Below are 26,086 nucleotides of genomic sequence, written 5' to 3'. Positions count from 1 at the left end.
ATCGGCGACGGCGCGGCAGGATGGGACTCCACGGACAGAGATGTCACACGGACGTTGACATCGATGAAGAGGAGACGTCGTGTCCCGCACGCCGAAGAACGCTCGCCGCGCACCGAGCGCCGCGTCGCGCGTCTTCTTCGTCTTCGTGGGGGCCGTCGTCGCGATCGCGTCGGTTGTCGGGGTTGCCCTGGTCGTCGTCGCCCTGGTGGATGAGCGGCGGGAGGCCGAAACCTTGACTCTCGCCGTCGCTCGCTCCGTTGCGGCCGATCCCGCGGTCGCGGATGCGGTGGCGGCCGGAGGGGCGGATGCCACGGACGTGCTGCAACCGATCGCTCTCGAGATCACGAGCGAGACCCCGATCGACTTCGTCACCATCATGACGCCCGCGGGTATTCGGCTGACGCATCCCGATCCCGCTCAGATCGGTCTGCCCTACCTCGGCACGATTGCCGAGGCCTCGGCGGGCGGGGTCGTCCTCGAAGAATTCACGGGAACGCTCGGTCCCTCCGTCCGCGCCGTCGTGCCCGTTCTCTCGGGCGATCGTGTCGTCGGCCTGGTCGCGGCCGGGGTGACCGTTCAGAGCGTCGCCGGGCAGCTCTGGGGACGCATCCCCGCGATTCTGGCTCTGACGGCCGCGCTCGTCGTGATCGGCACCGTGGCCGCGTGGCTGGCGCGACGACTGACGCGGCGCGTGGCGGGCGACCTTCCCGCGAGCGCGGTGCGTGACGCGGTGTCTTCCTACGAATCGGTGCGGACCCTCGGGGAGGCTCTCCGGGCGCAGGCCCACGAGCACGGCAATCGGATGCACACGGCGGTCGCCCTGATCGAACTGGGCCGCGCCGCCGAGGCGATCGAGCTGCTGACCGAACGGACGCGCGAGAGCCAAGAACTCGTCGATCGGATGACTCCGCTCCGTGCCGGCGAACCTGCCGTCGAGGCGCTACTGCTCGGCAAGGCATCACAGGCGTCGGAGCTCGGTGTCGGATGGAACGTCGACATCGACCCAGGCGCACCACGATCCGTGCTCGGTCCCGTCGACGCGGTCTCGGTCGTCGGGAATCTGATCGACAACGCGATCGATGCCGCCGCTGCGGGCGACGAACCACGGTGGGTTCGGGTGCGCATCCGACCCGCCGGCACGGCGGTAGCCGTGAGTGTGAGCGACAGCGGGCCACCCATTTCGGCCGAGGTGAGCGCCCGGATGTTCGACCGCGGCTTCAGCACCAAACCCGCGGGGCCGTCGGGGCGCGGGGTCGGACTCGCCCTCGTGCGCGATATCGTGGCCGCCAGCGGGGGCGAGATCACCGTGAACGACTCCCCCACGACATTCCGGGTCGTCCTGCCGGGGAGGACAACATGACGGATGGCCCCATGACGGATGACCCCGCCACCGCGCGTGCGGCAACCACGGATTCGATCGGGGTGCTCATCGTCGACGATGAGCGGCTGACCCGCGAAATGCACCGCGCGTACGTCGACAAAGTCGAGGGCTTCCAGGTCGTCGCCGAGTGCGCGGGTGCACGGGCGGCGGTCGCCGCGGTGTTCGAGGCAGAGGTCGGGGCCCGGATCGACCTCGTGCTGCTCGATATGACCATGCCCGACGGACACGGGCTCGACCTCGCACGTCTCATCCGTGCCCGAGGCGCGCCCATCGACATCATCGCGATCACGGGGGTGCGGGATGCCGAGGTCGTCCGGACGGCCCTCGCGCTCGGAGTGGCTCAATATCTCATCAAGCCCTTCACATTCGGGATGTTCCGCGAACGCCTGGAACAGTACGCGGAGTTTCGACGACGTTCGCGTGAAGCATCCGGTCAGGCAACCCAGGCCGAAGTCGACGCGCTGCTCGGCGCCCTGCACCCGCCGACCGCCTCGGCACCGCCGAAGGGGCTCGCCTCTGACACGCTCGACCGTGTCACCGCGGCGCTCCGCGAGAACGGACCGCTCTCCGCCGCCGAGGCGGGCGCGGCGCTCGGTCTCTCACGGGTCGCGGCACGCCGGTACCTCGAGCACCTCGCTGACGTGGGGCGAGCCGAACGCAGCTCGCGCTGGGGCACACCCGGACGCCCCGAAACCGAGTACGCCTGGCGGGGCTGAAGAAGCCTCAGGTCGTCGGCGTCCGGCGGCGAGAGCGACCCGGCAGCACGACATAGTCGGCGTGCTTGGCCGAGAGCCCGTCGCCGGCGGTCTTGCCGCGCAGTCGGCGCCACACCCCGGGAGGGCATGCGCGGTCAACCACGGTCGTGTCGGACCCGAGGCATCCTCGTCAGCCGACTCGTCCGCGTGCAACGCGGCTTCCAGCAGGCCGAGCTGTTCGGCGTCGGGGATTCCGAGCACGTCTGCCGCGCGGTAAGCGAGCAGGCGATGGCCGGCCGAGCGCAGATGCACGCCGTCCTCGGCCCAGAGGTCGAGCTGAGACACGCTGGGGAGTGCTTCGACGTCGAGCAGCAGCGATCCCGTTTCGCGGGCGATGCGACGCAGCTCGGAGTTGTAGCGCGCGAACCGGCGGGCGAAAATCCGGGCGGCGCGGCGGTGCGGCAAGAACGGGGTCGCGAGCAGTACATCCGCGCCGGTCGCGCGCAGCGTCCGAACGACCTGTTCGACCTCGGCAGACAGACGCGCCGGATTCGCGCCCTGCTTGACCAGGTCGTTCGCACCGATCAGCACCGAGACGAGGTCCGGGCGCAGATCCAGGGCCGCCGGGAGCTGGCGCGACACGACATCACGGATCCGACTACTGCGGATCGCGAGATTGGCGTAGCGGAACGATCCGCGCTTGGGGCCCGCAGACGACAACATCAGGGCCAGGCGGTCGGCCCACCCGCGGTACTGACCGGACGGGGCCCGCGACACGTCGCAGAGACCCTCGGTGATCGAGTCGCCGAGAGCGACGTACCGCCGCCAGCCAGGAGCCGCCGCCGAGGGGGCGGTCGGGGTGGGCGGCAGCTCGGGCCGCGTGATGCCGCGGGCGAGGAGGGCGTCATCGATCGGACGGAGAACCCGTGCCTCTGCGTAGCGGTCGACGAGGTCGCGACAGAGCGCCTCCCAGGTGCGGTGGCGCACTCCCTCCCGCGCGGCAAGGCCGAACGAGCGGCGCTTGGCTTCGTCGCCGGTCAGGTCGGCGACGCGGGCCCGCAGATCGCGCAGATCGCCGGGTTGGTACAACCAGCCGTCGATGCTGCTGCGGACAAGGTCGACGGGGCCGCCCCGACCGGTGGCGACCACCGGGATACCGCTCGCGTGAGCCTCTTGCACTGTCTGACAGAAGGTCTCGCTCTCGCCCGGGTGCACGAAGACATCGAGGCTCGCGAGGGCCTCCGCGAGCTCCAGGCCGTCGAGGAATCCCGTGAAGACCGCGGTCGGAAGTGCGGCCTGCAGGCGCGCACGGTCGGGACCGTCACCGATGACGACGAGTCGAACGCCCGGCAGATCCGTGAGCGCCCGCAGATCCTCTACCTGCTTCTCCGCCGCGAGGCGTCCCGCATACCCCACGAGGATCTCGCCGGGGGCGATGCTCCGACGCCACGCCTCGCTGCGGCGGCTCGGAGTGAACCGTTCGGCGTCGACACCGCGTCCCCAGGGCCGCAGTCGGTCGATGCCGAGCGCCTCGAGCTGCGCGATCGCCGCCGACGACGGCGCGAGCGTGAGGGTCGCACGGCGGTGCAGTCGTGCGACGTGACGCGCGACGAGGGGCGCGGCGCCGACGACACCGTACTTCTCGGCATACGCGATGACATCCGTCTGATAGATGGCGACGGAGGGCACTCGCAGCGCATCTGCGGCCGCGACCCCCTGGGAGCCGAGAACGAACGGCGAAGCCAGGTGGACGACGTCCGGGGCGAAATCCCGCAGCAGGCGCGTGAGGTACGCCGTCCGCGCGAACACGACGCGCACATCGGGGTACGACGGCAATGGGACGGAGCGGAGCAGCTCCGTCCGCGCGTCGGTGAAGTCCGGCAGCATCTTTCGCGAACCCCGTGCCGTTCCACCCGGATGCGGGGCGATCACGAGCGTCTCGTGCCCCTCGCGGCGAAGGTGCCGCAGCACCTGCGCGACCGAACCGGTCACGCCGTTCATGTGGGGCAGGGCGGATTCCGCCAGCAGGGCGACTCTCACATGTCCAGGGTGAAGCGCCCGCGGGTGCACGGCGTGCCGAAACAGCCCCGAACACCGAGAGTTCATCGAGCGCACGCATCCGCGTCACCGAACGGATGCCCGGGCGTCGCCGCACCCCGGGATCGGCCGCGACCCGCCGAAACGCTCGTTCGCACGGCGTTCACGCGAGCTTGCTACCCAAGGGTTGTGATGTCCGACGTTCTCTCGACGATCGCCGCGAGCCCCTGGGCACTGGTCGCGATGTTCGGACTCGTGCTGGGTGACGCGTTTCTGGTCGTGATCCCGGGCGAGACCGCCGTGACGGCACTGGCCGCGCTCAGCGTCTCGTCACCGGAGAGCCGAGGCTGCTGGGGATCATCGCCGTGGCCGCGCTGGCCGCCTTTCTGGGCGACACGGTCTGCTATCTCGTAGGCCGGCGCGTGGGGCTGGAACGGTGGGCATGGATGCGTCGGCCCCGCATCGCCGGCGCGTTCTCGTGGGCGCGGGCCCGTCTCGCGCGCAGCACGGCCGCGATCGTCTTCACCGCGCGCTTCATCCCGTTCGCGCGCCTCGCCGTGAACCTCACGGCCGGCGCGAGCGGGGTGACCGCGCCGCGATATCTTCCGCTCGCGGCGCTGGCCGCGCTCGGCTGGGCCTGTTATCAGGCCCTCGTCGGAACGGTCGTGGCAACGCTGTTGCCGGACGCGCCGGTGCTGGCCATCCTCGCCTCCATCGCGGTGGCACTACTGCTCGGCGTGGCGCTCGACGCCGCGCTCGCCGCGCGGTGGCGCCGCACACCCGGGGCGTGACGCGGGCCGGGCCCCGGGGCATCCGCTCCGTTCATGCGGGTGCACGCCGCCGAGATCGCCGGGTACACGCGAGTCCGCCCCCTGCACACGGGGCGCAAGGGGCGGACTCGGCGATAAACGGCGGACTCGGCGAGCGTCGGCCGAGGTTAGGTGGCTACTCCCCCGCGAGACCGCCGAGGAGGTGACCGAACGAGCGGCCCTCGCCGAGGTAGTTGGCGGGGTCGAACGGGTCTGTCGACTCCGCGGTGTCGCGGCGGGCGATCGTGTCTGCCAGCTCGCGTGCGGCCTTGTCGATGCGGTCGCCGAGCGAGGCGACCCCGTCGCCCTGGGCTCCCCAGTCGCTCGAGGCAGCGAACACGCCCGTCGAAATGGCGTCCGCGTGCAGGTACGCGAACAGGGGACGGATGGCGTAGTCGATTGCGAGCGAATGGCGCGGGGTTCCCGCGTTCGCCCCGATCAGCACGGGCTTTCCGGTCAGCGCGTCGGGGTCGAGCACATCGATGAACGACTTGAACAGGCCCGAGTAACTGGTCGAGAAGATCGGCGTCACCGCGATCAGCGCGTCTGACGAGACCACCGTGTTGATGGCCGCCTCGAGCGCCGGCGGGGCGAACCCCGTCAGCAGGTTGTTCGTGATGTCGTGCGCATAATCGCGCAGCTCGATCGCGTCGACCGTGGCCTCGATCCCCCGCGCCGCGAGCTCGCGGACCGTCGCCGAGGCGAGCCGGTCACCGAGCAGGCGCGTGGTCGAAGGGTTCGACAGTCCCGCGGTCACGACCGCGATCCGCCGGGCGGTCATCTCAGGCTCCCCGGCGCATCGCCGCTGCGCCGAAGGACGATCCCGACGCGACCGGCTCGGACTTCTGCGCGGCGAGCTTTCCGCCCGCGACCGGCAGACCACCGGCCGCGGCGAGCGCGACTCGAGCGGCGTGGGTCGGTGCGTTCGGCACCTCGGCGGGGCGGTTCTTCGCGAGCTCCTTGCGGAGCACCGGAACGACCTCGCCGCCCAGGATGTCGAGCTGCTCGAGCACCGTCTTCACCGGGAGTCCCGCGTGATCGATGAGGAACAACTGACGCTGGTAGTCGCCGAACAGGTCGCGCATGCCCGCGTAACGGTCGATGACCTGCTGAGGGGACCCGACGGTGAGCGGGGTCATCTCCGAGAAGTCCTCGAGGCTCGGGCCGTGTCCGTAGACGGGCGCGTTGTCGAAGTAGGGACGGAACTCACGTACGGCGTCCTGCGAGTTGGCGCGCATGAACACCTGGCCGCCGAGGCCGACGATCGCCTGCGCGGCGGTGCCGTGCCCGTAGTGCTCGAACCGCTGACGGTAGAGCCCGATCAGGCGCTGGTAGTGCTCCGCGGGCCAGAAGATGTTGTTCGCGAAGAATCCGTCGCCGTAATAGGCGGCCTGCTCAGCGATCTCGGGGGTGCGGATCGACCCGTGCCAGACGAACGGGGGCACGTCATCGAGCGGACGCGGCGTCGAGGTGAAGCCCTGCAGGGGTGTGCGGAAGCGACCCTCCCAGTCAACGACGTCCTCGCGCCACAGCTTGTGCAGCAACGCGTAGTTCTCGATCGCCAGCGGGACTCCCTGACGAATGTCCTGACCGAACCAGGGATAGACGGGCCCGGTGTTGCCGCGCCCGAGGGTCAGGTCGACGCGACCGCCGGCGAGGTGCTGCAGCATCGCGTAGTCCTCGGCGATCTTCACCGGGTCGTTCGTGGTGATGAGCGTCGTCGCGGTCGAGAGCAGCAGCCGCTCGGTCTGCGCGGCGATGTAGCCGAGCGTGGTCGTCGGGGACGACGACCAGAACGGCGGGTTGTGGTGCTCGCCGAGGGCGAAGACGTCGAGACCGACCTCTTCCGCGTGCTTGGCGATGGCGATGGTGTTGCGGATCTTCTCCGCCTCGCTCGGCGTCTGTCCCGTGGTCGGGTCTTCGGTGATGTCGCTCACCGTGAAGATGCCGAACTGCACGGCCTGTCCGACGGCAGGTGTTGTGGTGTTGTCGTCCACGATCCTTCTCCCTCTGCGTTCGGGATCTCGGTCTGGGATCTCGCTCACGCATTTATTCAAGTGAATGTATCTCGTGTAACGCGTGTACGTCCAGGTTATTCCCGCGGTGTCGCGAACGCGGCGGCACGGATGTCGGGGGTCCCGCCGCATCCGCCCGCCCTGCCGCATCCGCCCGCCAGTTCGTCCGTCCCCCCTCCACCGAAGCACCCCATCCGCGCCGAAACACCTCACGCCACAGGGTGTTTCGCCGCACAAGAGGTGTCTCGGCGAAGTGGATGCCGGGGGGCGGTGTCAGCGGGCGGTGTCGAACATCGCGAGCATGTCGCGGGTGAGCTGGTGCGGCGTTGTCTCGCACGGGCTGTGGCCCGTCGGATAGAGGCGCAGTTCCGCGCCGATCGCGCGCGCATAGTCGGCGTACTCGACACTCGGCCAGAGATCGTGTTCTCCTACCGCCACGAGCTTCGGGATGGGCAGGGCGGCGACATCCGCCGCCACATCCGGCGTCGTCATCATGAGTCCGACGATGTCGTTGACGCTGTCGCGCCGCGTGAGGGCGAACCGCTCGCGCACAAAGGCGATCCGCCGCGGCGGCACCCGATTGAGGTTGTTGCGGATGCCCCACATCAGCAGTGCCGCACCCGTGCGCGGGGATGCCCCGGCGCTCCAGCGACCGATGCGCTTGACGCCGCGGAACACCTGTCCCGAACCGGGCGGGGTCGACAGCAGCGTCAGGCTCGCGAACAGGTCGGGACGCTCGACGAGCACCTGCTGGGCGACGAGACCCGCGAAGCTGTACCCCAGGACGTGCACGGGCACCGCGCCATCCTCGAGCGCAGCGATCATGTCGTCCGCAAAGAGCCGGTAGTCGTACCGGCTGCGGGGCGGGCGCAGATTCGACGGCCCCGCCTGCCACGACTCGTACTGACCCGCGAGGTCGAGCGACTCGACCCGGTAGCCCGCCGCCGCAAAGAGGGGGAACATCAGGACGAAGTCCTCTTTCGACCCCGTCACGCCGGGGAAGAGAAGAACCCGGGGACCATCGTCCGGCCCGAGCCGCACCCGGGCGAGCGACCCGCTCGGCGCCTCGAGAACATCACGAACCGTACCGTCCGGGAACACGCGCCAATCGAGGTCGGGGATCGCCCGATCCCGGCCGGGTGCATCGTCGATCACGGTCATGAACACCTCACCTCGACGCGAGAATACCGGGACGCAACCCCCGCCGTGGGTGCGCCCCGCCACGATAGTGTGGGCACGCCCATGAGCGACGCGACTCCACGCCCCTCCGGCGCCGACGGTGGCGCCAGCACCGGCGCGACCGCCAGGCCCCGCACATCGGGCGCCTCGAAGCGCGTCCCCTTCTGGGACAACGCGCGGTTCGCCTGCATCGTGCTCGTCGTTCTCGGCCACTCCGTGCAACGCCTGACGTACGACTCCGACATCGCGCTGGCACTGTACCTGGTCGTCTACGCGTTCCACATGCCCGCGTTCGCCATCATCTCGGGATACTTCTCGAAGGCCGGAACCCCATCGCATCGGCAGATGGCACGGGTCATCACCGACATCCTGCTCCCCTACGTGATCTTCGAGGGCCTCTGGACGTTGACGAAGTGGATCGTCGAAGGCGACGGCACGCCCAACCTCAGTCAGCCGTCGTGGACGCTGTGGTTCTTGCTGGCCCTGGGGATCTTCCGACTCGTTCTGCCCTACTTGGCTCTGCTGCGCTGGCCGCTCCTCTGGACCGTGCTCATCTCGATCGGCGCCGGGTACCTGCCCAACATCGATTCGACGTTCTCGCTGTCCCGCACGCTCGGGCTCCTGCCCTTCTTCACGCTCGGCTGGTGGTTGCGCGAGCACGACATCGTCGACCGACTGCGACTGCTGCGTTCACGCTCGCCGCTCGTCGTGGTCGCCGCCATCGCGGCACTCGCGGTCGCTGCATTCGTGGCCTGGTTCTACGTCGACGCGTGGGAGCAGATGAACCTCCGCACCTGGCTGTTCTATGACGACGCCTACGCCGATCTCGGCGGAACGCAGTGGTGGGCCGGCGGTGTGCGACTGGCGCTCATGGCGGTGGCGCTCATCCTAAGCGCGGCATTCCTCGTGCTCGTACCGCGCCGGAACACGTGGTGGACGCACTTCGGGCAGTACACGATGTACGTCTACCTGCTGCACTCGTTCGTGCTCTACCCCTTCCGTGAGTCGGGGGTTCTCCGCAACCTCGAACCGACGTGGCTGTGGCTCCCGATCGTCGTGGTCATGTCGATCCTCATCGCCCTGGGTCTCGCGACCAGCCCGGTGCGGCGAATCTTCCGGCCTCTGGTCGAGCCGCGACCCGGTTGGTTGTTCTCGGATCCCGGACTCGCGAAGCGCGAGGGACGACGCTCCGACCCCACGGGCTCGCGACGGCCGGCACCGCGCGAATCGCCCTAGCGATCGCTCAGGTGAACAATCCGGCGCCGACGAAGGATGCCTGATCCGCTCCGGGCGGGATCGCCCAGATACCCGACCCGACGTGGCGGATGTATTCGTTCATCACGTCCGTCGACAGCGCGCGCTGGATCGTCACGTACCGCTCGGGCGTGCGCTGGTACGAGAGGAAGAACAGTCCCGCATCGAGACGGCCGAGTTCGTTGTTGCCGTCGACGAAGTTGTAGCCGCGCCGCAGGATCCGGACGCCGCCGTTGAGACTCGGATGTGCCAGCCGCACGTGACTGGCGGCGTCGATCGCCGTCTGACCCGAGGCATCCGTCGCCCGAAAGTCGGGTTCGGTGAACTCGCCACCACCCGAGAGCGGAGCACCCTCGCCCTTGGACCGGCCGATGATGCGCTGCTGTTCGGAGAGACGCACACGGTCCCACGACTCGATGATCATCGCGATCTTGCGTGCCACCAGGTATGAGCCGCCCGTCATCCAAGCCGGTTCGTCGGAGGCTGAGACCCAGACGTGCTCGTCGAGTCCGGCCGTGTCGTCGGCGAGGATGTTCGCCGTGCCGTCCTTGAACCCGAATAGGTTGCGCGGCGTCGCCTGCGAGGTCGTGGTCATCGAGGTGCGGCCGAATCCGAGCTGCGACCAACGGATGCGGGCGCGACCGAAAGCGATACGGCTGAGGTTACGGATCGCGTGCACGGCGACCTGGGGGTCGTCGGCGCACGCCTGGATGCAGAGGTCCCCGTCGCTCCGGGCCGGGTCGAGATCGTCACCGAGGAATGCGGGCAGCCGCTCGAGTCCCGCGGGTTTCTGCGAGGCGATGCCGTACCGGTCGCCGTCCGCGTTGCTGAAGAGACTCGGACCCACCCCTATCGTGATGGTGAGCGAGCTGGCCGGCAGCCCGAGCGCCTCACCCGTGTCGTCCGGCGGAGCCTCGAGCGATCCGCCGACCGAGCCGGTGGCGCTGACGTCGAGTCCCTGCGTCATTCGCGCGGCCGCATAGGACCAGTCCTGCAGCAGGCTGATCAGATCGTCCCGGTTCGTGCGCGCCATCATGTCGAAGGCCGCGAAATGCAGGTGGTCCTGGACGGGCGTCACGATCCCGGCCTGGTGTGCACCGAAGAAAGCGTGCACGCCCTCCGCGCCTCCCCCGGCGCCCGAGGCCGTGGCGCTCGAGATCGCCAGGCCCCCGGCGACACCGCCCGCGCCACCGACGGCGATGCCCGCCGCACCAGCGCCGAGCAGACCGAGCAGCCCGCGACGTGACAGGCCGGGACGGGGCTCTTCGGCGGACGGCGATGCCGGGGCACCCGCAGAGGGGGCCCCGGCATCCGTCCCGCCCATCGGCGGAGTTGGTTCGATCACATCACTCCAGAACGGTCACCGTGAGCTGCGACAGCGGCTCGGCGAGGGCATTGATCAGGTCGGTGAACTCGCGCTTGTCGTCGTCGGTCAACTCACGGTAGTTGACGAAACCATCGGTGAGAGATCCGTGCTTCGCGAGGGATGCCTCGAGGTCGGCGTAGCCCGCGTCGATCTCTTCGACGAGCGACGCGCCCTCGTCGCCCTTCGATGCCGCGAAGTCGCGCGCGAGCGAGAACGCCATCTTGGAGCCCTCGACGTTTGCCGCGAAGTCCCAGAGATCGGTTCCCGACCACCAGTCCTCCTCACCCGAGATCTTGCCGGTCGCAACCTCGTCCAGCAGCGCGATGGCGCCATTCGACAGGCCCGCGACACCCTGCGCGTCGAGCGCCTCCTGGAAGTCATCAGAGTGGACGTAGGTGTCGAGCTCCTGAATGTCGGCCACCAGCTCATCGCCGAAGGCGGCGCGTTCCTCGGTCGTCGACGGGGTCCAGTCCTGCCAGGCCGAGGTTTCGCCGTCCGCATTCAACGCGTCGAGCGCGGGAACCCAGAGGTCCTTCTCGATGCGGTGGAAGCCCGTCCAATCCAGCCCCTCGGCAACGGCGTCGACCTCGCGGTAGTCGATCCGCGGATCGAGATCGCCGAGCGCCTCGGCGACCGGCTCGATGCGCTCGTAGAACGCGCGCACCTGCGGGAACAAGGCGCGGGCGGTGTCGTCGTCCCCGGTCGCGTACGCCGTGGTGAACTCCTCCACCGCGGGAACGAGCTGCTCGACCTGATCCTTCACGAACGCGGCATACAGGTCGACCGCCTGCTGCTTCTGCTCGGCGTCCGGGCCATCGATCGCGACCGAGTCACCCGAGACAGAGAAGCCCGCACGGCCGACGCCCTCACCGATCATGCCCGGCTTGCAGAGCGTGAAGTACTCGCCCGGCTGCGCGACGACCGTCAGGGTGCGCGACGCACCGGGGGCGATGTTCTCTACCTCGCCGACGATCCGCAGCCCGTCGTCGGCCAACAGGTAGAACTCGGTGATCTGATCACCCTCGTTCGTCACGTCGAAGGCGAGGGTGCCGCTCGATGCCGTCGTCGCCGAGACATCGCACCCGGCGTCGGTCGACGACACGGTGATGGCGTCGGCAGCCGCGACATCCGCCTTGGCGACGCAACCGGCGAGCGCCAGGGCAGCAACGGCGGCAACGGCCGTCGCCGTCAGGCCTCTCGCGAAGATCCTGTGGGCGGTCATGGTGCTCCTTGCTGAGTGGGGTCGGGTGACGAAGGGGAAGCATGAGCGGATGCCGGGGCGACCGGTGCGGCGGATGACGGAGTGGACTTCGGGGCGGCTGCAACCGGGGGCGTGTGCGCGCGGACATTGCGCACGAACACAAAAGCGACGACCCCGACATACGCGACCCAGGCGATCACCTGCAGCCACGACATCCGGGGCATGAAGCCGACCGTCGCCTGCAGGATCGCGGCCAGCGGCCCACCGGGCGTGATCGCGGCGCTGACGTCGAACGCCCATCCGAAGGGGAAGCCGACCCAGCCAACCGCGACCGCGCCGGTGGTGGGATCGATCGGCGCGAGGGCGGTGAACGGCCCGGGCAGAACCCCCGCCTCTTGCAGGTCGTGGATACCGTACGCGAGCACGCCCGCCGCGACGACGATGAGGAAGGCGCCGGTCCAGGTGAAGAATCGGCGAAGATCGAGCCGCAGCATCCCGCGCGCGAGCAGCCAGCCGAGCACGACGGCCGTCAGCAGACCGAGCAGCGCACCGAGCAGGGCTTCGGGCGCATTGCCGAACGACTGCACCATGGTCCACAGCAGCAGCGTCGTCTCGATCCCCTCGCGGGCGACGGAGATGAAACCGATCGCGACGAGCCCCCACAGCGTCGTGCTGGCGAGCGCGCGGTCGATCTCGGCGTGCAGGGTGTTCTTGAGCGTGCGCCCGGCCCGCTGCATCCAGAAGATCATCCACGTCACCATGGCGACGGCGGCCAGCGACAACAGCCCGCCGATGATCTCCTGAGCCTCGAAGGTCAGGGCGAACGCACCGAAGGTGAAGATCGCGCCCAGTGCCACCGACAGGGCAATGGCGAGTCCGACACCGATCCACAGCCGGGGCAGCACGTCGCGACGACCGAGCCGAGACAGGTAGGCCACAAGGATGCCGACGACGAGGGCGGCTTCGAGGCCTTCACGCAGGCCGATGAGGAAGGTGGCGAACACGGTGCTATCGCGCGGCTTTCGGGGTTTTCGAGGAATCCGGAGTGCTTTCGGAGCATCCGTTTATGAGGTTAGGCAACCCTCACTTACGGGACGATACTCCCGCGAGCACGCACACTTCAAATCGGATCCCGTGAAGCGTCAGCGGGGATAGATCAGCTGCGCGCGTCGGAGTTCAGTGCCTCGGATGCCGAGGGACCGGGCACTTCGGGCCGCGTCCGCGCCGCGATCCATCGCGAGGGCGTGTACGTCAGCACGGCCCACAACGCCACCGCGAGGACGGCATATATCGCGAACATCGCCACCCACAGAGCGAACGGGGTATCGACGGTCGTCCAGCTCGCCGGGAGCGGGAGGACGATGAAGAGGAAGACGCCGATCGCGACCGCCTCGGCGATCGCCCAGCGGATGCGGCTGTGCGCCCAGAGCGTCGCCCCGATCAACCCCGGCAGGGGCAGCAGAACGAGGAACAGGGCCGCGAGGCATCCGACCGCGAGTCCCGCGAAGAGCTCGACGACCAACAGGCCGATCATTCCCCCTGTTGTGCCGAATGCGAGCCCGACTGCGACGCTGTAGACGAGCCAGGAAGTAACCCCGGCGATGAGGAGCCAGGTCGCCTCGCCGAGTGCCTGGTCGACGTCGCGTCTGCTCGGGGTATCGCCATTGCCATCACGTCGTGCCGACATCTCACCCACGAACGCCAGACCGAAGACCAACCCGAAGACGAAGCCGGGGTCGAACCCGGCGACCCGGCTCGCCAGCGCCGTGACCAGCACGACGAGCAAAGACCCGAGCCGGAGACGGAGACGCGCCGGGGCTCCCCTGCGCCCGAGCCACCACGCCAACACGACCAGGCCCGCCACGTTCTCGATCAGGAACGCCCCGACAAGCGATAGCAACAGCCGTACGGAGCCCCCGTTCAGACCGAAATCGGGCTCGACGACCGCGGCGAAGAGCGCGGCGAGTACGACTCCCCCGCCGACCACCACGACCGTCGGCAGGTTTTCGACGGCACGGGCCAGGGCGCGCATCCGCATCCGCAGCGGCCGGAACACGGGCCGAAGCATCCCTCCCCACTCGTCGTAGCGAGCTGACAGCGCCGAATCGACCAGGCGACCGGGCAGGCCGATCAGCGCCACGAGCACGAGCGCGGCCGCGATGCATCCGCCGACCGCAGCGGGGCCGAAGTCCACCTCCGCCGCCGTACGCAGGCCGCTGAGCGTCGACGGCGTCGTCGCGCTGAAGCTGTCGGGGGTGGGTGCCGGGATGGGCTCGAACTCGGTCTCTTCCTCCACGACGGCGGGCTCGGCAACGAACGCCGCCAGCACGTTCGACTGGAGGTCCGCCGCGAGGACATCACCCCAGTTGTAGACGGCCTGCAGTTGCTCGACACCCTCTTCGAGCTGCGCGGTCGGGTCGTAGACGAAGAACCAGTACCCGTCGGCGTAGTGAAAGCGGAAGCTCGGGTCGACCTCTTCGGCCATATTCGTGAATTCGGCCGGGATGGCGCGGTAGATGACGTCCGCACCATCCGTCCCGTCGCTGTCCACGCGCGCGAATCGTCCCGTGGCGAGCAAGCGCTCCCCCTCGGCTGCGGCCTGCTCGGGGGTGAGTTCGACGTAGCCGACGGCGAAGGCTTGGCCGCGCAGGGCGTTCGGATCCGCCCACCAGCACTGCCGGCCCTCCGCGGGGAACAGCGGGGTGGCGTTCTCGGTCGGCACGAACCCTCGGGCGGCAACATCGGCGAGGATGCCGGGGCTCAGCAGGTCATCGCAGGCCACGGACCCCTCGACAGCCGCCGTCGCTGGTTCGCTCGCGGACGCTGCGCTCGCGGAGGCGACGCCGACCAGTACGACCCCCGAAAGAAGGATCGTCGTGACGGTGCCCACGACGAGCCGGCGCCACGACATCCGTGTCCGTCGTCCGCTCCCCAGCGAGAACCCCATACCCGGGACCTTATACCGGCGCCTCTGAACTGCGCACCCCCGGTGACCCCGTTCCGTCCCGCGCCCGGGCAAGACGAAGGCCCGCCCCACACCGTGGGACGGGCCTTCGAGAAAGCGATTGAACGCTGGTGCGACTTAGCGGCGCAGCCCCAGCTTCTCGATCAACGCGCGGTAGCGGTTGATGTCGATGTCCTGGAGGTAGCCGAGCAGACGACGGCGCTGACCGACCATCAGGAACAGACCACGACGCGAGTGGTGGTCGTGCTTGTGCTCCTTCAGGTGCTCTGTGAGGTCCTTGATGCGCTGCGTCAGCATCGCGACCTGCACCTCGGGGGATCCGGTGTCACCGGGGTGCGTCGCGTACTCTTCGATGATCGCCTTCTTGGCTTCGAATTCAAGCGGCATAGAGGGGATCCCCTTTCTCTTCATTGCGCGGCGCCCATCGCCTGATGCGTGAGCTCTCTTTATCCGCGGCCGATCGAACGGCAACCTCCAGAGTCTACCAGTTGATGGAACGACGGACGAGCGGATGCCTGAGCTCGGCTAACCTCGTGGGGTGCAACACGGGGCGGATAGGTGATGGCGCGACTGCGCCGCGAACACTTCATCGATCTGCGCCCCCTCACCCAGAGCCCGGCCTTCGCCCGACTGTGGATCGGATCGACCCTCGCGGGCCTCGGCGGTCAGCTGACGATCGTCGCGGTCATGCTGCACGTCTTCGAGCTGACGGGATCGACGCTGGCGGTCGCCATGATCGCCGTGGCCGGGCTCGTTCCGATGGTCCTGGCGGGGCTGTACGGGGGCATGCTCGCCGACTACTTCGACCGTCGCGCGGTCGCCTTGATCGCGGCATCCATCACCTGGGTCTCCACGCTGCTGCTCGCGGTCCTGGCGTGGACGGGCAACGAAACGGTGGCGTGGCTGTTCGTGCTCTCGATCGTCAACTCCTCGGCCAACTCGATCGTCTCGGCCACGAAGTCCGCCATCACGCCGCGTCTCGTCCCGCGCGAGCTGCTGCCCGCGGCGGCGGCGCTCAGCGGCATCACGGTCGGCATCATGGTGATGGCCGGGCCGGCGCTCGCGGGTGTCCTGGTCGCGTTCGTCGGATATCCGTGGACCTACACGGTCGACGTCGTGCTGATGCTGACCCTGTTCCTCGGACTATGGACCCTGCCGCGCATCCGCCCCGAAGGTGTCACCGTCCGACCGGGATTGCGCTCCCTCGCCGACGGATGGGCGTTCCTCAAGCAGGCTCCGAACATCCGGTTGCAGTACCTCCTCGATATCGTCGCGATGACCTTCGGCCACCCCCTCGCCCTCTTCCCCGCGATCGGTGCGGTGCTTCTCGGCGGCGGGGCGATCACGACGGGCGTCCTGACCGCCGCTATCGCGGCCGGAGCATTCTTCTCCAGCTTGTTCTCGGGACCGATCGGGCGCGTCCGGCGGCAGGGTCTCGGCATCGAACGGTCGATCCTGGTGTTCGGCGCGGCCACGGCGGGCTTCGGTGGCATACTCCTCGTCGCGGCGTTCGGGGTGTTCGCACCCGCGGGTCTGGGCGAGGATGTCGCGAACATCCCCCTCATCGCCCTCTCGATGATCCTGCTGGCGGTGACGGGCGCGGCCGACAACGTCAGCGCGATCTACCGGCAGACGATGATGCAGTCCGCGGTGCCCGACGCGATCCGCGGACGCCTGCAGGGCGTCTTCATGGTCGTCGTGGCGGGCGGCCCGCGCCTGGGTGCGCTCTACGCCGGCACGCTGGCAACCGTGACAGCGCTGTGGTTCCCGCCTCTCATCGGAGGGTTCATCATCGTCACCCTCGTGGCACTGCTGGTGCGCCGTAGCCCGCGGTTCCGCGCGTACGACGCGCTCGACCCGCAGCCCTGACTCCCGACAAGGGCCCGCACGGGGCTCGCGCATCGTCGCGAGACGGCCTAACGTCGGCGGAATCCGGACGCGGCATCCGTTGACGCCCGTGGACGTCGGATGCCGGGGCTAGAGTCAGCCGGTGAGCACCACCCCGCCCCCGATCAAACGCTCGGCCGCCCCGTCGTCCGGCTCCCCCGCGGCCGCCCCGGCGCGATCCATCGCCGGACCGTCCAACGCCTGGATCGCCCTGCAGTTCGCCCTGACCGGCATCGTCTGGGGCTCGAGCTTCCTGTTCATGAAGGTGGCCCTCGAGGGCATGTCGCCCGGCCAGGTCGCGTGGTCGCGCCTCGTTCTCGGGGCGATCACGCTCGGCATCTTCGTCTCGCTGCGCCGCGAGCGCCTGCCGCGGGTTCCGCGCGTCTGGATGCACATGACCGTGCTCGCGATCACGTTCTGCGTGATCCCATTCCTGCTGTTCTCGTGGGCACAGCAGCACGTCACGTCGGGTCTCGCCAGCATCTACAACGCCACGACGCCCATCATGACGGCGGTCATGGCGGGCCTGCTGTTCCGCGTCGAACGTCTCAAGGGCATGCAGATCGCGGGGATCGTGGTCGGGATCCTCGGTGTGATGGTGCTCATCGCTCCGTGGGAGGGTCTCGATCTCGACCAGAGCCTGATCGCCCAGCTCGCGATCCTCGGCGCCACCGCCTGCTACGGATTCAGCCTCGCGTACATGCGCAAGTTCGTCTCCAACTCAGGCATGAGCGCCCTGATGTTCTCGTTCCTCAACATCGGCATCGCCGCGCTGATCATGCTCGTCCTCACCCCCGTCGTTGCGCTCGGCGAGGTCACGCTCAACCCCTGGATCGTCGGCAGCGTCCTGCTGCTCGGATGCCTCGGCACGGGTGTCGCGTACATCTGGAACCAGAACGCCCTCCGCGCCTGGGGCCCGACGCGTGCGTCGACGGTCACCTACCTGACCCCCGTGGTCGGCGTCGCGCTGGGCCTGATCGTGCTCGGCGAGCCACTCACGTGGAATGAGCCCGCCGGCGCGATCGTCGTGTTCTTGGGGATCCTGCTGGCGCAGGACCGTTTGCGGCTGCGCCGCCGCTCCTGACCCCCGCCGCGACTCGGGGCAACAAAAAGGGACGGATGCCGAAGCATCCGTCCCTTCGTTCGCGCAGGTGATCTGCGACGCGGTCAGACCGCGAGCGAACCCTGCAGGTCGAGCTCGATCGTGACGTCCTTGCCGACGAGCACGCCGCCGGTCTCGAGGGCCGCGTTCCAGGTCAGGCCGAAGTCCTCGCGGTTGATGACCGTCTTGGCGGTCGCGCCGGCCTTGTAGTTGCCCCACGGGTCGGTGCCGAAGCCGCCGAAGTCGAAGTCGAACGTGACGGGCTTGGTGATGCCCTTGATCGTCAGGTCACCGTCGACGAGGAAGTCGCCGTTCTCGATCCGGACACCGGTCGAGCGGAACTCCATGGTCGGGTAGGTCTCGGTGTCGAAGAAGTCGGCCGAGCGCAGGTGGTTGTCGCGCCCCTCGTCCTTCGTGTCCACGGACGCGACATCGACCGTGGCCTCGACAGTGGCCTCGAGCGGGTTCTCGGGGGCCGTCAGGGTGGCGGACTTCACGCCGAACGTGCCGCGCACCTTCGAGATCATCATGTGGCGGACGCTGAACTGAACCTCGCTGTGCGAGGGGTCGAGCGTCCAGGTGCCGGCCTTGTAGCCGGGGAACTCGGTGAGGGCTGCGGTGCTGTCGGTCATGTCTGTCCTTCGGTTCAAAGAGGGCCGGAATCCCGGCGGTACGGGGGGTCTAACGAGCTCGCGCCCTTATCTATTCCCGTGAATGCAAAAAGTTCACGGATCGGTTGCGCCAGGTTCACACCAGGCACGACAGAGGCTCGGCACGCGAGTGACACGCCGAGCCTCTGACCTCGTGAAAGGGGTCAGCCGACCTTGATCAGGTCGATGATGAAGATGAGGGTCTTGCCGCCGAGGAAGTGCCCACCCGCCGGGCCGTAAGCCAGGTGCGGCGGGATGACGAGCTCGCGACGGCCGCCCTCTTTCATGCCGGGGATGCCGTCCTGCCAGCCCTGGATCAGGCCACGGAGCGGGAACTGGATGCTTTCGCCCCGGCCCCACGACGAGTCGAACTCTTCGCCCGAGTCGTACTCGACACCCGCGTAGTGCACGGTCACGGTATCGCCGGGCTTCGCCTCGGCACCCTCTCCGACGATGATGTCGCGGACGACCAGGGTCTCGGGCGCGGGGCCCTCGGGGGCGTCGAACGTGGGCTTTGTGCGGTCTGCAGTCATGACTCCATCCAACCGGACCGCTGATGTCGGGTCAAAGCCGCCCCGAGCACTCTTGACACCTTCACAGGCCGGGGGCAGACTCAATGCAGGCCAACTCAGCGCCCGGTAGACACGCAGGCATCGCCGCGGCACCGGGCGCTGAGTCATTTCCCGGGCGACCGGAGGCAGCCTCAGATCGATAGAAGCGAGGCCCGCGCCGCGGCCGTGCGAGCGAGCAGCACGCGTTCGTCTTCGGCGGCCGAGGCATCCCGTCCCGAGATCGCGCGCTGGCGCGCCGCGGCCAGCGCGGTGGCGTCGGCGATGAAGGCGCGCATGATCGGCGAGCGATCGGTGCGGAGCGTCTTCGACCACCGGAGTGCCTCGCGGCGCCCCGCGGGAGTGGCGAGCATGTCGACCTCTTGCGCGGTGAACCATCCCGCCGAGGCGTATTCGCCGAGGCGTGCGTGGGTGAGGCGTGCTTCTTCGCGGCGGAGAGCCAGGATTCCGAGCATGAATCCGATGAAGAGCGGAACCTGGAGCGTCAGGTAGAGGCCGAAGAAGTCGCCGAGCATCGCCGACCCGTTCCAGAACGCGTGGAGTGCGATCGCCCCGATCAGCCCCAGGCCGAGTGCCCCCAGGGCTCGACCGCCCGTCGCGCCGCGTCTGGCTGCAAGCCCCAGCGCGAAGCCGGCCACGGCGGTGAACATGGCGTGAGCGAAGGGCGAGAGGATGCCGCGAACGAAGAACGTCGCCGTGAGGTCCCCCGCTCCCCCGTCGAGATAGCTGATCGCGAAGTACTGGATGTTCTCGGTGAAGGCGAAGCCCGCACCCACCAGAGCGCCGTACACGATGCCGTCCACGGGGCCATCTATCGCGCGACGGGCGGTCACGAAGATCAGCAACAGGCCGAGAGCCTTCGCGACCTCTTCGACGACAGGAGCCTGCACGACGGTCGAAAACAGGTCACGGGCGGACGAGTCGCTGTTTCCGATCAGCAGGATGATGCCCAGGTCGACGAGCAACGCGATCCCGACCGAGGCGATCGCGCCCCAGGCGACCGCGAACACGACGAGTCCGCGCGGTTCGGGCTCCCATCGATCTATCGTCCTCACGGCGAAGAGCACGACGGCGAACGGCACGAGCGCCACGATCATCCCGATGATGGAGGCGCTCGCACCGAGAAAGGTAAGGAAATAGCCGACGAGCCCGATAAGCAGCACGGCCAAGAGTGCGAACAGCCAGATCGAGACCCGGCGCCCCTTCCGGGGCAACGTTGGGACCGAATCGACCGAGCCGGAGACGGGTACGGGCGAGGGCGGGATGTACGCCCCGGGGGCGTGCTGCGGTTGTGCGAGGGGCGACACGAACGACGCAGCGGTCGGCACCGAGGCGGCGGGGTCGGGCGAACCGGGGCGGTCTGGCCAGGGCGGGGGCGCATACGTCACCCGGCCAGCTTATGGCGGGCGTGCTCACTCAGAGGGCGGCGACAGAGACCACGCAACCCGCGCGGGGTAGCGTGGGTGTGTGCGTTTTGCCCACATCGTGCCCTCCGGGGCGAGTTCTCCCGTCCTTGCCGTTGTCGAGCGCGACGAGGCCATCGCCATCCCCGATCTCGTTTCGGACGGTCCCGACGACCTCCAGTCCCTGATCGAATCGGGCCAGGAGGGGCTTCTGCGCGTGCGCCGGGCGTTGGCACAGCCGCCGGCCGGCGTGCCACGGCATCCGCTCGCCGATGTCACCTTCGCCTCTGTCTCGAACCGCCCTCCGCTCATCCTCGCGATCGGACTGAACTACTCTGCGCACTCGAGCGAGCTGGGACTGAAGACGGATGCCGCGCCGACGGTCTTCAGCCTCTGGCCGAATTCGCTGACGGGCCACGAGCAGACCACCTCCTGGCCACGGACTCTCAGCGAGTCCGTGGACTACGAGGCGGAACTCGGCGTGATCATCGGCGCCCCCGCCCGCGACGTCTCACCCGAGGACGCTCTGGATCATGTGTGGGGGTACACGGTCGTCAACGACATCACCGCGCGAGACATCCAGTTCTCCGAGGCCCAGTGGTCTCGCTGCAAGTCGTTCGACGGCTTCACCCCCACGGGCCCGTTCGTGGTGACGGCGGATGAGATCCCCGACCCGCAAGACCTGCACATCTGGGCCGTCGTCGATGGACATACGGTTCAGGATGCGTCGACGAATCAGATGGTGCGCTCGGTCGCGACGCTCATCTCGCACCTCTCCGGCACGACAACGTTGTTGCCCGGCACCCTCATCTCGACCGGCAGCCCGGGTGGCGCGGGTTATTCGCGCGACCCGCAGATCTTTCTCCGCGACCGCTCGACCGTCACGGTCGGCGTGGACGGTATCGGCGAGCTGACGACGCACTGCCGCATCCTCGGCTGACGCCCCGGTCGTTGAGCGAGCCGCGAAGCGCCGAGTCGAAACGCACCGACACGACGACGCGTTTCGACGAGCGCCGCTCGCTCAACGACCGGACGTTCGAGGTCGGGGGTTATGACTCGATCGTGGAGCAGTCCACCTCGATGCCCTGGACGATCACCGTTCCCACGTAGTCCACTGCGTCACACGCAGTGATGGCTTCTGTGGCGAAGCCCGCAGCGGCGGTGATTGCCACGATCACGATGATGCCGATGATGATGCTCAGCACGAAGAGCACGGAGCCGACGATGATCGCCCAGACCGCGGGGGTGTTCTTGACGCCGGCCTTGCGGCTCTGGACGAGCGCGACGATGCCGAGGATCAGGCCGATGAAGTTCGCGAAGAAAGCGACGATCAGCGCGACGATACCGAGGGTCTTGCCCGGGATCGGGGCGCCGGGAGCTGTGCCGGCCGGTGCGGGCGGTGCTGTCGGATAGGCGGGCGGCGGCGGGGTGTGGTCTGCGGGTCCGTTGGCGTCGGTCATGAAAAGTCCTCTCGTCGGTACGCGCTCGAACCTATCGGTTCGGCGGTGGAGCGGGAGGAAGCGGCTCCGGCGATCCTCAGAGATCCTCGGCCGCGACGATGACCGGAATCGCCGCGGTGACCGCCTCGAGACCCGAGAGCCGCGCGGGCGAGAGCTGTTTGGCGACCTCTTCCGCCGACATCAGTCCCGCCTCGACGACCAGATCGCCGACGTTTCGTCCGGTCAGCAGCGCGGTCTTGGCCAGAGCAGCGGATGCCGCGTACCCGATGAACGGAGTCAGCGCCGTCACGACGCCGACCGACGAGCCCACCATCGCGCCGAGCCGGTCGCGGTTGGCCGTGATGCCGTCGATGCAGTTCACACGCAGGGTCCACATGGCCTGACGCATCCAGGTGATCGACTGGAAGATCGAGTGCGCGATGACCGGCTCGAACGCGTTGAGCTGCAGCTGTCCACCCTCGACGGCCATCGTGACCGTGACATCCGCTCCCGCCACCGCGAAAGCGACCTGATTGACGACTTCGGGAATCACCGGGTTGACCTTGCCGGGCATGATGCTCGACCCCGCCTGCCGAGCGGGCAGGTTGATCTCACCCAGCCCCGCCTGCGGGCCGGATGAGAGCAGCCGCAGGTCGTTGCAGATCTTCGAGAGCTTGATCGCGTTGCGTTTGAGTGACGCCATGAACGACATGAATCCACCGGTGTCGCTCGTGGACTCGACCAGGTCGGCAGCGGTTTCCAGCGGCAGACCGGAGATGTGGCTGAGGTGACGTACGACCGACTGCGCGTAGCCGCGGTGGGCCGTGATTCCCGTGCCGATCGCGGTCGCGCCCATGTTGACCTCGGTCAGCAGATGGGCGTTCTCGCGCAGGCGGTGGTAGTCCTCACCGAGGGTGGTGGCGAAACCGTTGAACTCCTGCCCCAGCGTCATCGGCACGGCATCCTGCAGCTGTGTCCGTCCGACCTTGAGCACGTCGTGGAACTCGGTGGCCTTCGCGAGGAATGAGCGGCGCAGCAGGTCGAGCTCCTCCAGCAGGCTCACGAGCGACAGGCTCAACCCCACCTTGATGGCGGTGGGATAGACGTCGTTCGTCGACTGGCTGCGATTCGTGTGATCGATCGGCGACAGGAACGTGTAGTCGCCCTTCGTCCGTCCCGCCATCTCGAGCGCGACGTTCGTGATGACCTCGTTCGCGTTCATATTGGTCGACGTGCCCGCGCCACCCTGAATCACGCCCACGACGAACTGGTCGTGGAATTCGCCGTCGATGACGCGCTGAGCGGCACGATCGATCAGGTCGGCCTTCTCGGCGTCCAGCACACCGATCTCACGATTGGCGCGGGCGGATGCCTGCTTCACCATCGCCAGCGCTCGCACGAGCTCCGGATAGACCGAGATCGGCCGCTTCGCGATCGGAAAGTTCTCCAGCGCACGGGCAGTGTGGATGCCCCAGTAGGCCTCGGACGGGATCTCGAGACTGCCGAGCGAGTCGGATTCGGTGCGGGTAGGCGGTGTTGCGTCCACGTCGATGTGGGGGGCCATGTGGTGTCCTTGTGGGTCGATCACGGCGGAAAAAGAGATGACCCGAGCCTACCCGTGACGAACGCCGCGCCCGCCGCGATATCCGGCGAGCGCGGCGTCCTGAACTCCCCCGCGAACCTCGTCGGTTCGGCGGGTTCAGTGCGCGCGAAGGGGTCGGCGATTCGGAGCCCTCAGCGGTTCACCGGAGTCATGTCGGCGTACCGGTCCCCGACGGGTGTTCCCACCTCACCCAGAGCAGCGATCTGTTCCGGCGAGAGCCGCACCGCGTCCGCGGCGACATTCTCCTCCAGGGCCACGATGCGGCGTGTTCCCGGGATCGGCGCGATGTCATCTCCCTGGGCCAACAGCCATGCGAGGGCGACCTGCGCCGGTGTCGCGCCGACCTCCTGCGCGACGGCCTCGACCTTCTCGACGATCGCGAGGTTCGCGTCGAGCGCCTCACCCGCGAAGCGCGGGTTGGAGCGGCGGAAGTCGCTCTCGTCGAGCTGATCGAGGGAACGGATGGCACCGGTCAAGAAACCCCGCCCGAGGGGCGAATACGGCACGAACCCGATGCCGAGTTCGCGAACCGTCGGCAGGATCTCCGCCTCGGGATCGCGGCTCCAGAGCGAGTACTCGGTCTGGAGCGCCGTCACCGGATGCACCGCGTGCGCCCGGCGGATCGTCGCGGGCGCGGCCTCCGACAGACCGTAATGCAGGATCTTTCCCTCGGCGATCAAGTCAGCGAGGGCCCCGACCGTCTCTTCGATGGGCGTCGCCGGGTCCATCCGGTGCTGGTAGTACAGATCGATGTGATCTGTGCCGAGCCTGCGCAGCGAACCCTCGACCGAGAGCCGCACGTTCTCGGCACTCCCATCCAACCCGCCCTGTCCGTCGGAGGAGTGGCGGATCGTGCCGAACTTCGTCGCGATGACGACCTCGTCCCGTCGCCCGGAGATGGCTCGGGCGAGCAATTCCTCATTCAGATAGGGACCGTAGATCTCGGCGGTGTCGAGGAACGTGACGCCGAGCTCGAGCGCGCGGTGGATGGTGCGGATGGCGCCCTCATCGTCCCGCGTGGCCCCGGTGTAGAACGCGCTCATACCCATAAGTCCGAGACCGATCCGGCCGATGACGGGTCCGTCCGTTCCCAGCGTGATCTTCTTCATGTGTTCGTCCCTTTTTGTTCGTAAATGGCGATCTTGATGTCGATGGCGGCGAGGCTCGCCGTGATGTCGTCGAGCTGGTGCAGGACGGCGACGCGGTGCCGCACCAGCAGTTCGCGGCGTGCGTCGACCGTTTCGTCGCCTTGGCGAACCAACTCGGTGTACTCGCGGATTGTCGCGATGGGCATGCCGGTCAACCGCAATCGGGTCAGGAACTGCACCCACGCGATGTCGGCGTCACCGTAGCGACGATGGGTAGACGAGACCCGCTCGACGGGATCCAGCATGAGCCCGGCTCGCTCGTAGTAGCGCAGGGTGTGTGTCGAGAGGCCAGTGGCGGCCGCCGCGTCCGAGATCGCGACGCCGACGCCGACGCTGACGCCGGGTACCGGCGAGTCGTGGGTGAGGGTCATGTCCCCACGCTAGAACTTCGAGCGCACTCGAAGTCAAGCGTTCTCGGACCCGCTTTTGTCGGGCTTGCGCGAGAACACCTCGAATCGCTCCGCGCGGGTGAGGCGAGACATCCGTTCGTACCATTCCGGGGTGAAGTAGTCGCCGTCTGCCGCGCCCGCGACGGGCACGACCGAGTGCGTGATCGTGTTGTCGTAGACGTGCACGAGATGGAACGACTGTCCGGCGCCCATCCCGTTGACCGACAGGGCGGGGCGCCCGATATCCATCGTGTAGCACGTCGCCGCGGCGACACTCACGGGGACTCCGGCGAACGTGCCGCTGGTGGAGTAGTGCAGATGCCCCGCGAGGATCGCGCGCACGTCGCTCCCGGCGATGACCTCGGCGAGGCGTTCCTGGCGCTGCAGCTCGAGGATGTCGAAGAGGGGCACGTGGCTCGGGAGCGGCGGATGATGCAGCGCAAGGATCGTGCCGAGCGGCGCCGGCTCGGCGAGGCGGGCGCGCAGCCATTCGAGCTGGGCGTCGTCCAGATCGCCGTGATGCCAACCGGGCACGCTCGAGTCGAGCGCGAGCAAACGGAGCCCACCGAGGTCCCACTCACCGAGCACCGGCTCTTCGGTCGGTTCGAGGCCCAGCAAGCCCTCACGGAGGGCCGGGCGTTCGTCGTGGTTTCCCGCCACCCAGACGATGGGGCAGCCCCATTCAGCGGCGGCGGGCTCGACGATGGTGCGGAGCCGCTCATACGCGTCCGGTTCGCCGAGGTCGGTCAGATCGCCCGTGAAGACGAGGGCATCGGGCGTGAGCCCGAGCTCGACGACCCGCTCCATCGTGCGACGCAGGTTCGCCTCGGTGTCGTAGCGTCCACCCAGCGCGACGTTCTCGGCGAGCAGGTGGGTGTCGCTCAGGTGGATGATCGTTCGCTGGGCGGGCGGGTACTGCCCGAACTGACCACTGGCGACGGATGTCTCACTCACGCCCCCACCCTATGTCGAGGTCCGGACGCGCGCGGTGGGC

At 68.4% G+C, this 26,086-nt stretch carries 25 protein-coding genes; 8 read left to right on the top strand and 17 right to left on the bottom strand.

Features of this window, described 5'->3' with window-relative positions; genetic code table 11:
• Positions 1–79: 79 nt before the first annotated feature.
• Positions 80–1,360 carry a sensor histidine kinase gene (locus tag CGU34_RS07945; protein ID WP_232711600.1) on the top strand — a complete coding sequence of 427 codons (1,281 nt, stop codon included), beginning with the start codon at positions 80–82 and terminating at the stop codon, positions 1,358–1,360.
• Positions 1,357–2,097: a response regulator gene (locus CGU34_RS07940; RefSeq protein ID WP_232711599.1), complete on the top strand. Its 741-nt coding sequence runs from the start codon at positions 1,357–1,359 to the stop codon at positions 2,095–2,097. Before CGU34_RS07945 ends, CGU34_RS07940 begins: the two co-directional genes overlap by 4 nt.
• Here the strand turns inward: CGU34_RS07940 and CGU34_RS07935 are convergent.
• The gene (locus CGU34_RS07935) at positions 1,981–4,116 is read right to left on the bottom strand and encodes a GDSL-type esterase/lipase family protein (RefSeq protein WP_198517721.1); all 2,136 of its coding nucleotides are present in this window, start codon (positions 4,114–4,116) and stop codon (positions 1,981–1,983) included. The two genes, CGU34_RS07940 and CGU34_RS07935, sit on opposite strands and share 117 nt — an antisense overlap.
• 189 nt (positions 4,117–4,305) lie before the next feature.
• Here CGU34_RS07935 and CGU34_RS17370 point away from each other — a divergent pair, with 189 nt between their 5' ends.
• Positions 4,306–4,527: a hypothetical protein gene (locus CGU34_RS17370; RefSeq protein ID WP_232711598.1), complete on the top strand. Its 222-nt coding sequence runs from the start codon at positions 4,306–4,308 to the stop codon at positions 4,525–4,527.
• Complete coding sequence (locus CGU34_RS07930) at positions 4,479–4,904, top strand: DedA family protein (protein ID WP_232711597.1); 426 nt, start codon at positions 4,479–4,481, stop codon at positions 4,902–4,904. The genes CGU34_RS17370 and CGU34_RS07930 overlap by 49 nt, the downstream gene beginning before the upstream one ends.
• Before the next feature lie 154 nt (positions 4,905–5,058).
• On the opposite strand, the gene CGU34_RS07925 is transcribed toward CGU34_RS07930, so the two are convergent.
• The 3 genes from CGU34_RS07925 to CGU34_RS07915 all read right to left on the bottom strand — a co-directional run bounded on the left by CGU34_RS07925 (position 5,059) and on the right by CGU34_RS07915 (position 8,098).
• Positions 5,059–5,703, bottom strand: a complete 645-nt coding sequence (locus CGU34_RS07925; RefSeq protein WP_100813807.1) for an FMN reductase — start codon at positions 5,701–5,703, stop codon at positions 5,059–5,061.
• Between the two features lies 1 nt (position 5,704).
• A complete protein-coding gene (locus tag CGU34_RS07920) occupies positions 5,705–6,880 on the bottom strand; it encodes an LLM class flavin-dependent oxidoreductase (protein ID WP_081766337.1) in 1,176 nt (391 codons plus the stop codon).
• 330 nt (positions 6,881–7,210) lie between these two features.
• Positions 7,211–8,098 (bottom strand): alpha/beta fold hydrolase, encoded by an 888-nt coding sequence (locus CGU34_RS07915; RefSeq protein WP_100813935.1) that lies wholly within the window; start codon positions 8,096–8,098, stop codon positions 7,211–7,213.
• An 81-nt stretch (positions 8,099–8,179) separates the two neighbouring features.
• On the opposite strand from CGU34_RS07915, the gene CGU34_RS07910 reads away from it, so the two are divergent.
• Positions 8,180–9,352 carry an acyltransferase family protein gene (locus CGU34_RS07910; RefSeq protein WP_100813934.1) on the top strand — a complete coding sequence of 391 codons (1,173 nt, stop codon included), beginning with the start codon at positions 8,180–8,182 and terminating at the stop codon, positions 9,350–9,352.
• A 7-nt stretch (positions 9,353–9,359) separates the two neighbouring features.
• On the opposite strand, the gene efeB is transcribed toward CGU34_RS07910, so the two are convergent.
• The 5 genes from efeB to rpsO all read right to left on the bottom strand — a co-directional run bounded on the left by efeB (position 9,360) and on the right by rpsO (position 15,289).
• Positions 9,360–10,694: an iron uptake transporter deferrochelatase/peroxidase subunit gene (gene efeB / locus CGU34_RS07905; RefSeq protein ID WP_100813933.1), complete on the bottom strand. Its 1,335-nt coding sequence runs from the start codon at positions 10,692–10,694 to the stop codon at positions 9,360–9,362.
• Between the two features lie 22 nt (positions 10,695–10,716).
• Positions 10,717–11,958 (bottom strand): iron uptake system protein EfeO, encoded by a 1,242-nt coding sequence (gene efeO / locus CGU34_RS07900; RefSeq protein WP_100813806.1) that lies wholly within the window; start codon positions 11,956–11,958, stop codon positions 10,717–10,719.
• Positions 11,955–12,941, bottom strand: a complete 987-nt coding sequence (gene efeU, locus CGU34_RS07895) for an iron uptake transporter permease EfeU (RefSeq protein WP_100813805.1) — start codon at positions 12,939–12,941, stop codon at positions 11,955–11,957. Before efeU ends, efeO begins: the two co-directional genes overlap by 4 nt.
• A 152-nt stretch (positions 12,942–13,093) precedes the next feature.
• Positions 13,094–14,848, bottom strand: a complete 1,755-nt coding sequence (locus CGU34_RS07890) for a hypothetical protein (protein WP_100813804.1) — start codon at positions 14,846–14,848, stop codon at positions 13,094–13,096.
• A gap of 171 nt (positions 14,849–15,019) precedes the next feature.
• On the bottom strand, positions 15,020–15,289 hold the full coding sequence (gene rpsO, locus CGU34_RS07885) for a 30S ribosomal protein S15 (RefSeq protein ID WP_036299063.1): 270 nt from the start codon (positions 15,287–15,289) through the stop codon (positions 15,020–15,022).
• Positions 15,290–15,463: 174 nt separating this feature from the next.
• Here rpsO and CGU34_RS07880 point away from each other — a divergent pair, with 174 nt between their 5' ends.
• Positions 15,464–16,771, top strand: a complete 1,308-nt coding sequence (locus CGU34_RS07880; protein WP_100813803.1) for an MFS transporter — start codon at positions 15,464–15,466, stop codon at positions 16,769–16,771.
• Between the two features lie 121 nt (positions 16,772–16,892).
• A complete protein-coding gene (locus CGU34_RS07875) occupies positions 16,893–17,873 on the top strand; it encodes a DMT family transporter (protein ID WP_440344734.1) in 981 nt (326 codons plus the stop codon).
• Positions 17,874–17,956: 83 nt separating this feature from the next.
• Here the strand turns inward: CGU34_RS07875 and CGU34_RS07870 are convergent, their stop codons facing one another.
• The 3 genes from CGU34_RS07870 to CGU34_RS07860 form a co-directional block, all read right to left on the bottom strand.
• Positions 17,957–18,523: a YceI family protein gene (locus CGU34_RS07870; RefSeq protein ID WP_100813802.1), complete on the bottom strand. Its 567-nt coding sequence runs from the start codon at positions 18,521–18,523 to the stop codon at positions 17,957–17,959.
• A 182-nt stretch (positions 18,524–18,705) separates the two neighbouring features.
• Positions 18,706–19,074, bottom strand: a complete 369-nt coding sequence (locus tag CGU34_RS07865) for an FKBP-type peptidyl-prolyl cis-trans isomerase (RefSeq protein WP_100813801.1) — start codon at positions 19,072–19,074, stop codon at positions 18,706–18,708.
• 170 nt (positions 19,075–19,244) lie between these two features.
• Positions 19,245–20,498, bottom strand: a complete 1,254-nt coding sequence (locus tag CGU34_RS07860) for a PrsW family intramembrane metalloprotease (protein WP_232711596.1) — start codon at positions 20,496–20,498, stop codon at positions 19,245–19,247.
• A 79-nt stretch (positions 20,499–20,577) separates the two neighbouring features.
• On the opposite strand from CGU34_RS07860, the gene CGU34_RS07855 reads away from it, so the two are divergent.
• Positions 20,578–21,453: a fumarylacetoacetate hydrolase family protein gene (locus tag CGU34_RS07855; RefSeq protein ID WP_100813800.1), complete on the top strand. Its 876-nt coding sequence runs from the start codon at positions 20,578–20,580 to the stop codon at positions 21,451–21,453.
• Between the two features lie 109 nt (positions 21,454–21,562).
• Here CGU34_RS07855 and CGU34_RS07850 read toward each other — a convergent pair whose 3' ends face one another.
• The 5 genes from CGU34_RS07850 to CGU34_RS07830 form a co-directional block, all read right to left on the bottom strand.
• A complete protein-coding gene (locus CGU34_RS07850; RefSeq protein WP_100813799.1) occupies positions 21,563–21,973 on the bottom strand; it encodes a hypothetical protein in 411 nt (136 codons plus the stop codon).
• 76 nt (positions 21,974–22,049) lie between these two features.
• Positions 22,050–23,516 (bottom strand): aspartate ammonia-lyase, encoded by a 1,467-nt coding sequence (locus CGU34_RS07845; RefSeq protein ID WP_198517720.1) that lies wholly within the window; start codon positions 23,514–23,516, stop codon positions 22,050–22,052.
• Between the two features lie 170 nt (positions 23,517–23,686).
• Positions 23,687–24,664: an aldo/keto reductase gene (locus tag CGU34_RS07840; protein ID WP_100813798.1), complete on the bottom strand. Its 978-nt coding sequence runs from the start codon at positions 24,662–24,664 to the stop codon at positions 23,687–23,689.
• Entirely contained in the window at positions 24,661–25,074 is a 414-nt protein-coding gene (locus CGU34_RS07835) for a MerR family transcriptional regulator (protein ID WP_100813797.1), read from the bottom strand. The genes CGU34_RS07840 and CGU34_RS07835 overlap by 4 nt, the downstream gene beginning before the upstream one ends.
• A gap of 33 nt (positions 25,075–25,107) precedes the next feature.
• Complete coding sequence (locus CGU34_RS07830) at positions 25,108–26,046, bottom strand: phosphodiesterase (protein WP_100813796.1); 939 nt, start codon at positions 26,044–26,046, stop codon at positions 25,108–25,110.
• Between the last annotated feature and the right edge of the window lie 40 nt (positions 26,047–26,086).

Origin of the sequence: Microbacterium lacus, assembly GCF_002812805.1 — a bacterium.
Classification (GTDB): domain Bacteria; phylum Actinomycetota; class Actinomycetes; order Actinomycetales; family Microbacteriaceae; genus Microbacterium; species Microbacterium lacus_A.
The sequence above is the reverse complement of the archived record's forward strand: the minus strand, read 5'-3'. Positions and strand labels throughout refer to the sequence as shown.

Coding starts and splice junctions, on each gene's coding strand:
- CGU34_RS07940 (WP_232711599.1), top strand. CDS start 1,357: ATGACGGATGGCCCCATGACGGATGACCCCGCCACCGCGCGTGCGGCA.
- CGU34_RS17370 (WP_232711598.1), top strand. CDS start 4,306: ATGTCCGACGTTCTCTCGACGATCGCCGCGAGCCCCTGGGCACTGGTC.
- CGU34_RS07925 (WP_100813807.1), bottom strand. CDS start 5,703: ATGACCGCCCGGCGGATCGCGGTCGTGACCGCGGGACTGTCGAACCCT.
- CGU34_RS07915 (WP_100813935.1), bottom strand. CDS start 8,098: ATGACCGTGATCGACGATGCACCCGGCCGGGATCGGGCGATCCCCGAC.
- CGU34_RS07910 (WP_100813934.1), top strand. CDS start 8,180: ATGAGCGACGCGACTCCACGCCCCTCCGGCGCCGACGGTGGCGCCAGC.
- efeB (WP_100813933.1), bottom strand. CDS start 10,694: ATGGGCGGGACGGATGCCGGGGCCCCCTCTGCGGGTGCCCCGGCATCG.
- efeO (WP_100813806.1), bottom strand. CDS start 11,958: ATGACCGCCCACAGGATCTTCGCGAGAGGCCTGACGGCGACGGCCGTT.
- CGU34_RS07890 (WP_100813804.1), bottom strand. CDS start 14,848: ATGTCGTGGCGCCGGCTCGTCGTGGGCACCGTCACGACGATCCTTCTT.
- rpsO (WP_036299063.1), bottom strand. CDS start 15,289: ATGCCGCTTGAATTCGAAGCCAAGAAGGCGATCATCGAAGAGTACGCG.
- CGU34_RS07880 (WP_100813803.1), top strand. CDS start 15,464: ATGGCGCGACTGCGCCGCGAACACTTCATCGATCTGCGCCCCCTCACC.
- CGU34_RS07870 (WP_100813802.1), bottom strand. CDS start 18,523: ATGACCGACAGCACCGCAGCCCTCACCGAGTTCCCCGGCTACAAGGCC.
- CGU34_RS07865 (WP_100813801.1), bottom strand. CDS start 19,074: ATGACTGCAGACCGCACAAAGCCCACGTTCGACGCCCCCGAGGGCCCC.
- CGU34_RS07850 (WP_100813799.1), bottom strand. CDS start 21,973: ATGACCGACGCCAACGGACCCGCAGACCACACCCCGCCGCCGCCCGCC.
- CGU34_RS07845 (WP_198517720.1), bottom strand. CDS start 23,516: ATGGCCCCCCACATCGACGTGGACGCAACACCGCCTACCCGCACCGAA.
- CGU34_RS07840 (WP_100813798.1), bottom strand. CDS start 24,664: ATGAAGAAGATCACGCTGGGAACGGACGGACCCGTCATCGGCCGGATC.
- CGU34_RS07835 (WP_100813797.1), bottom strand. CDS start 25,074: ATGACCCTCACCCACGACTCGCCGGTACCCGGCGTCAGCGTCGGCGTC.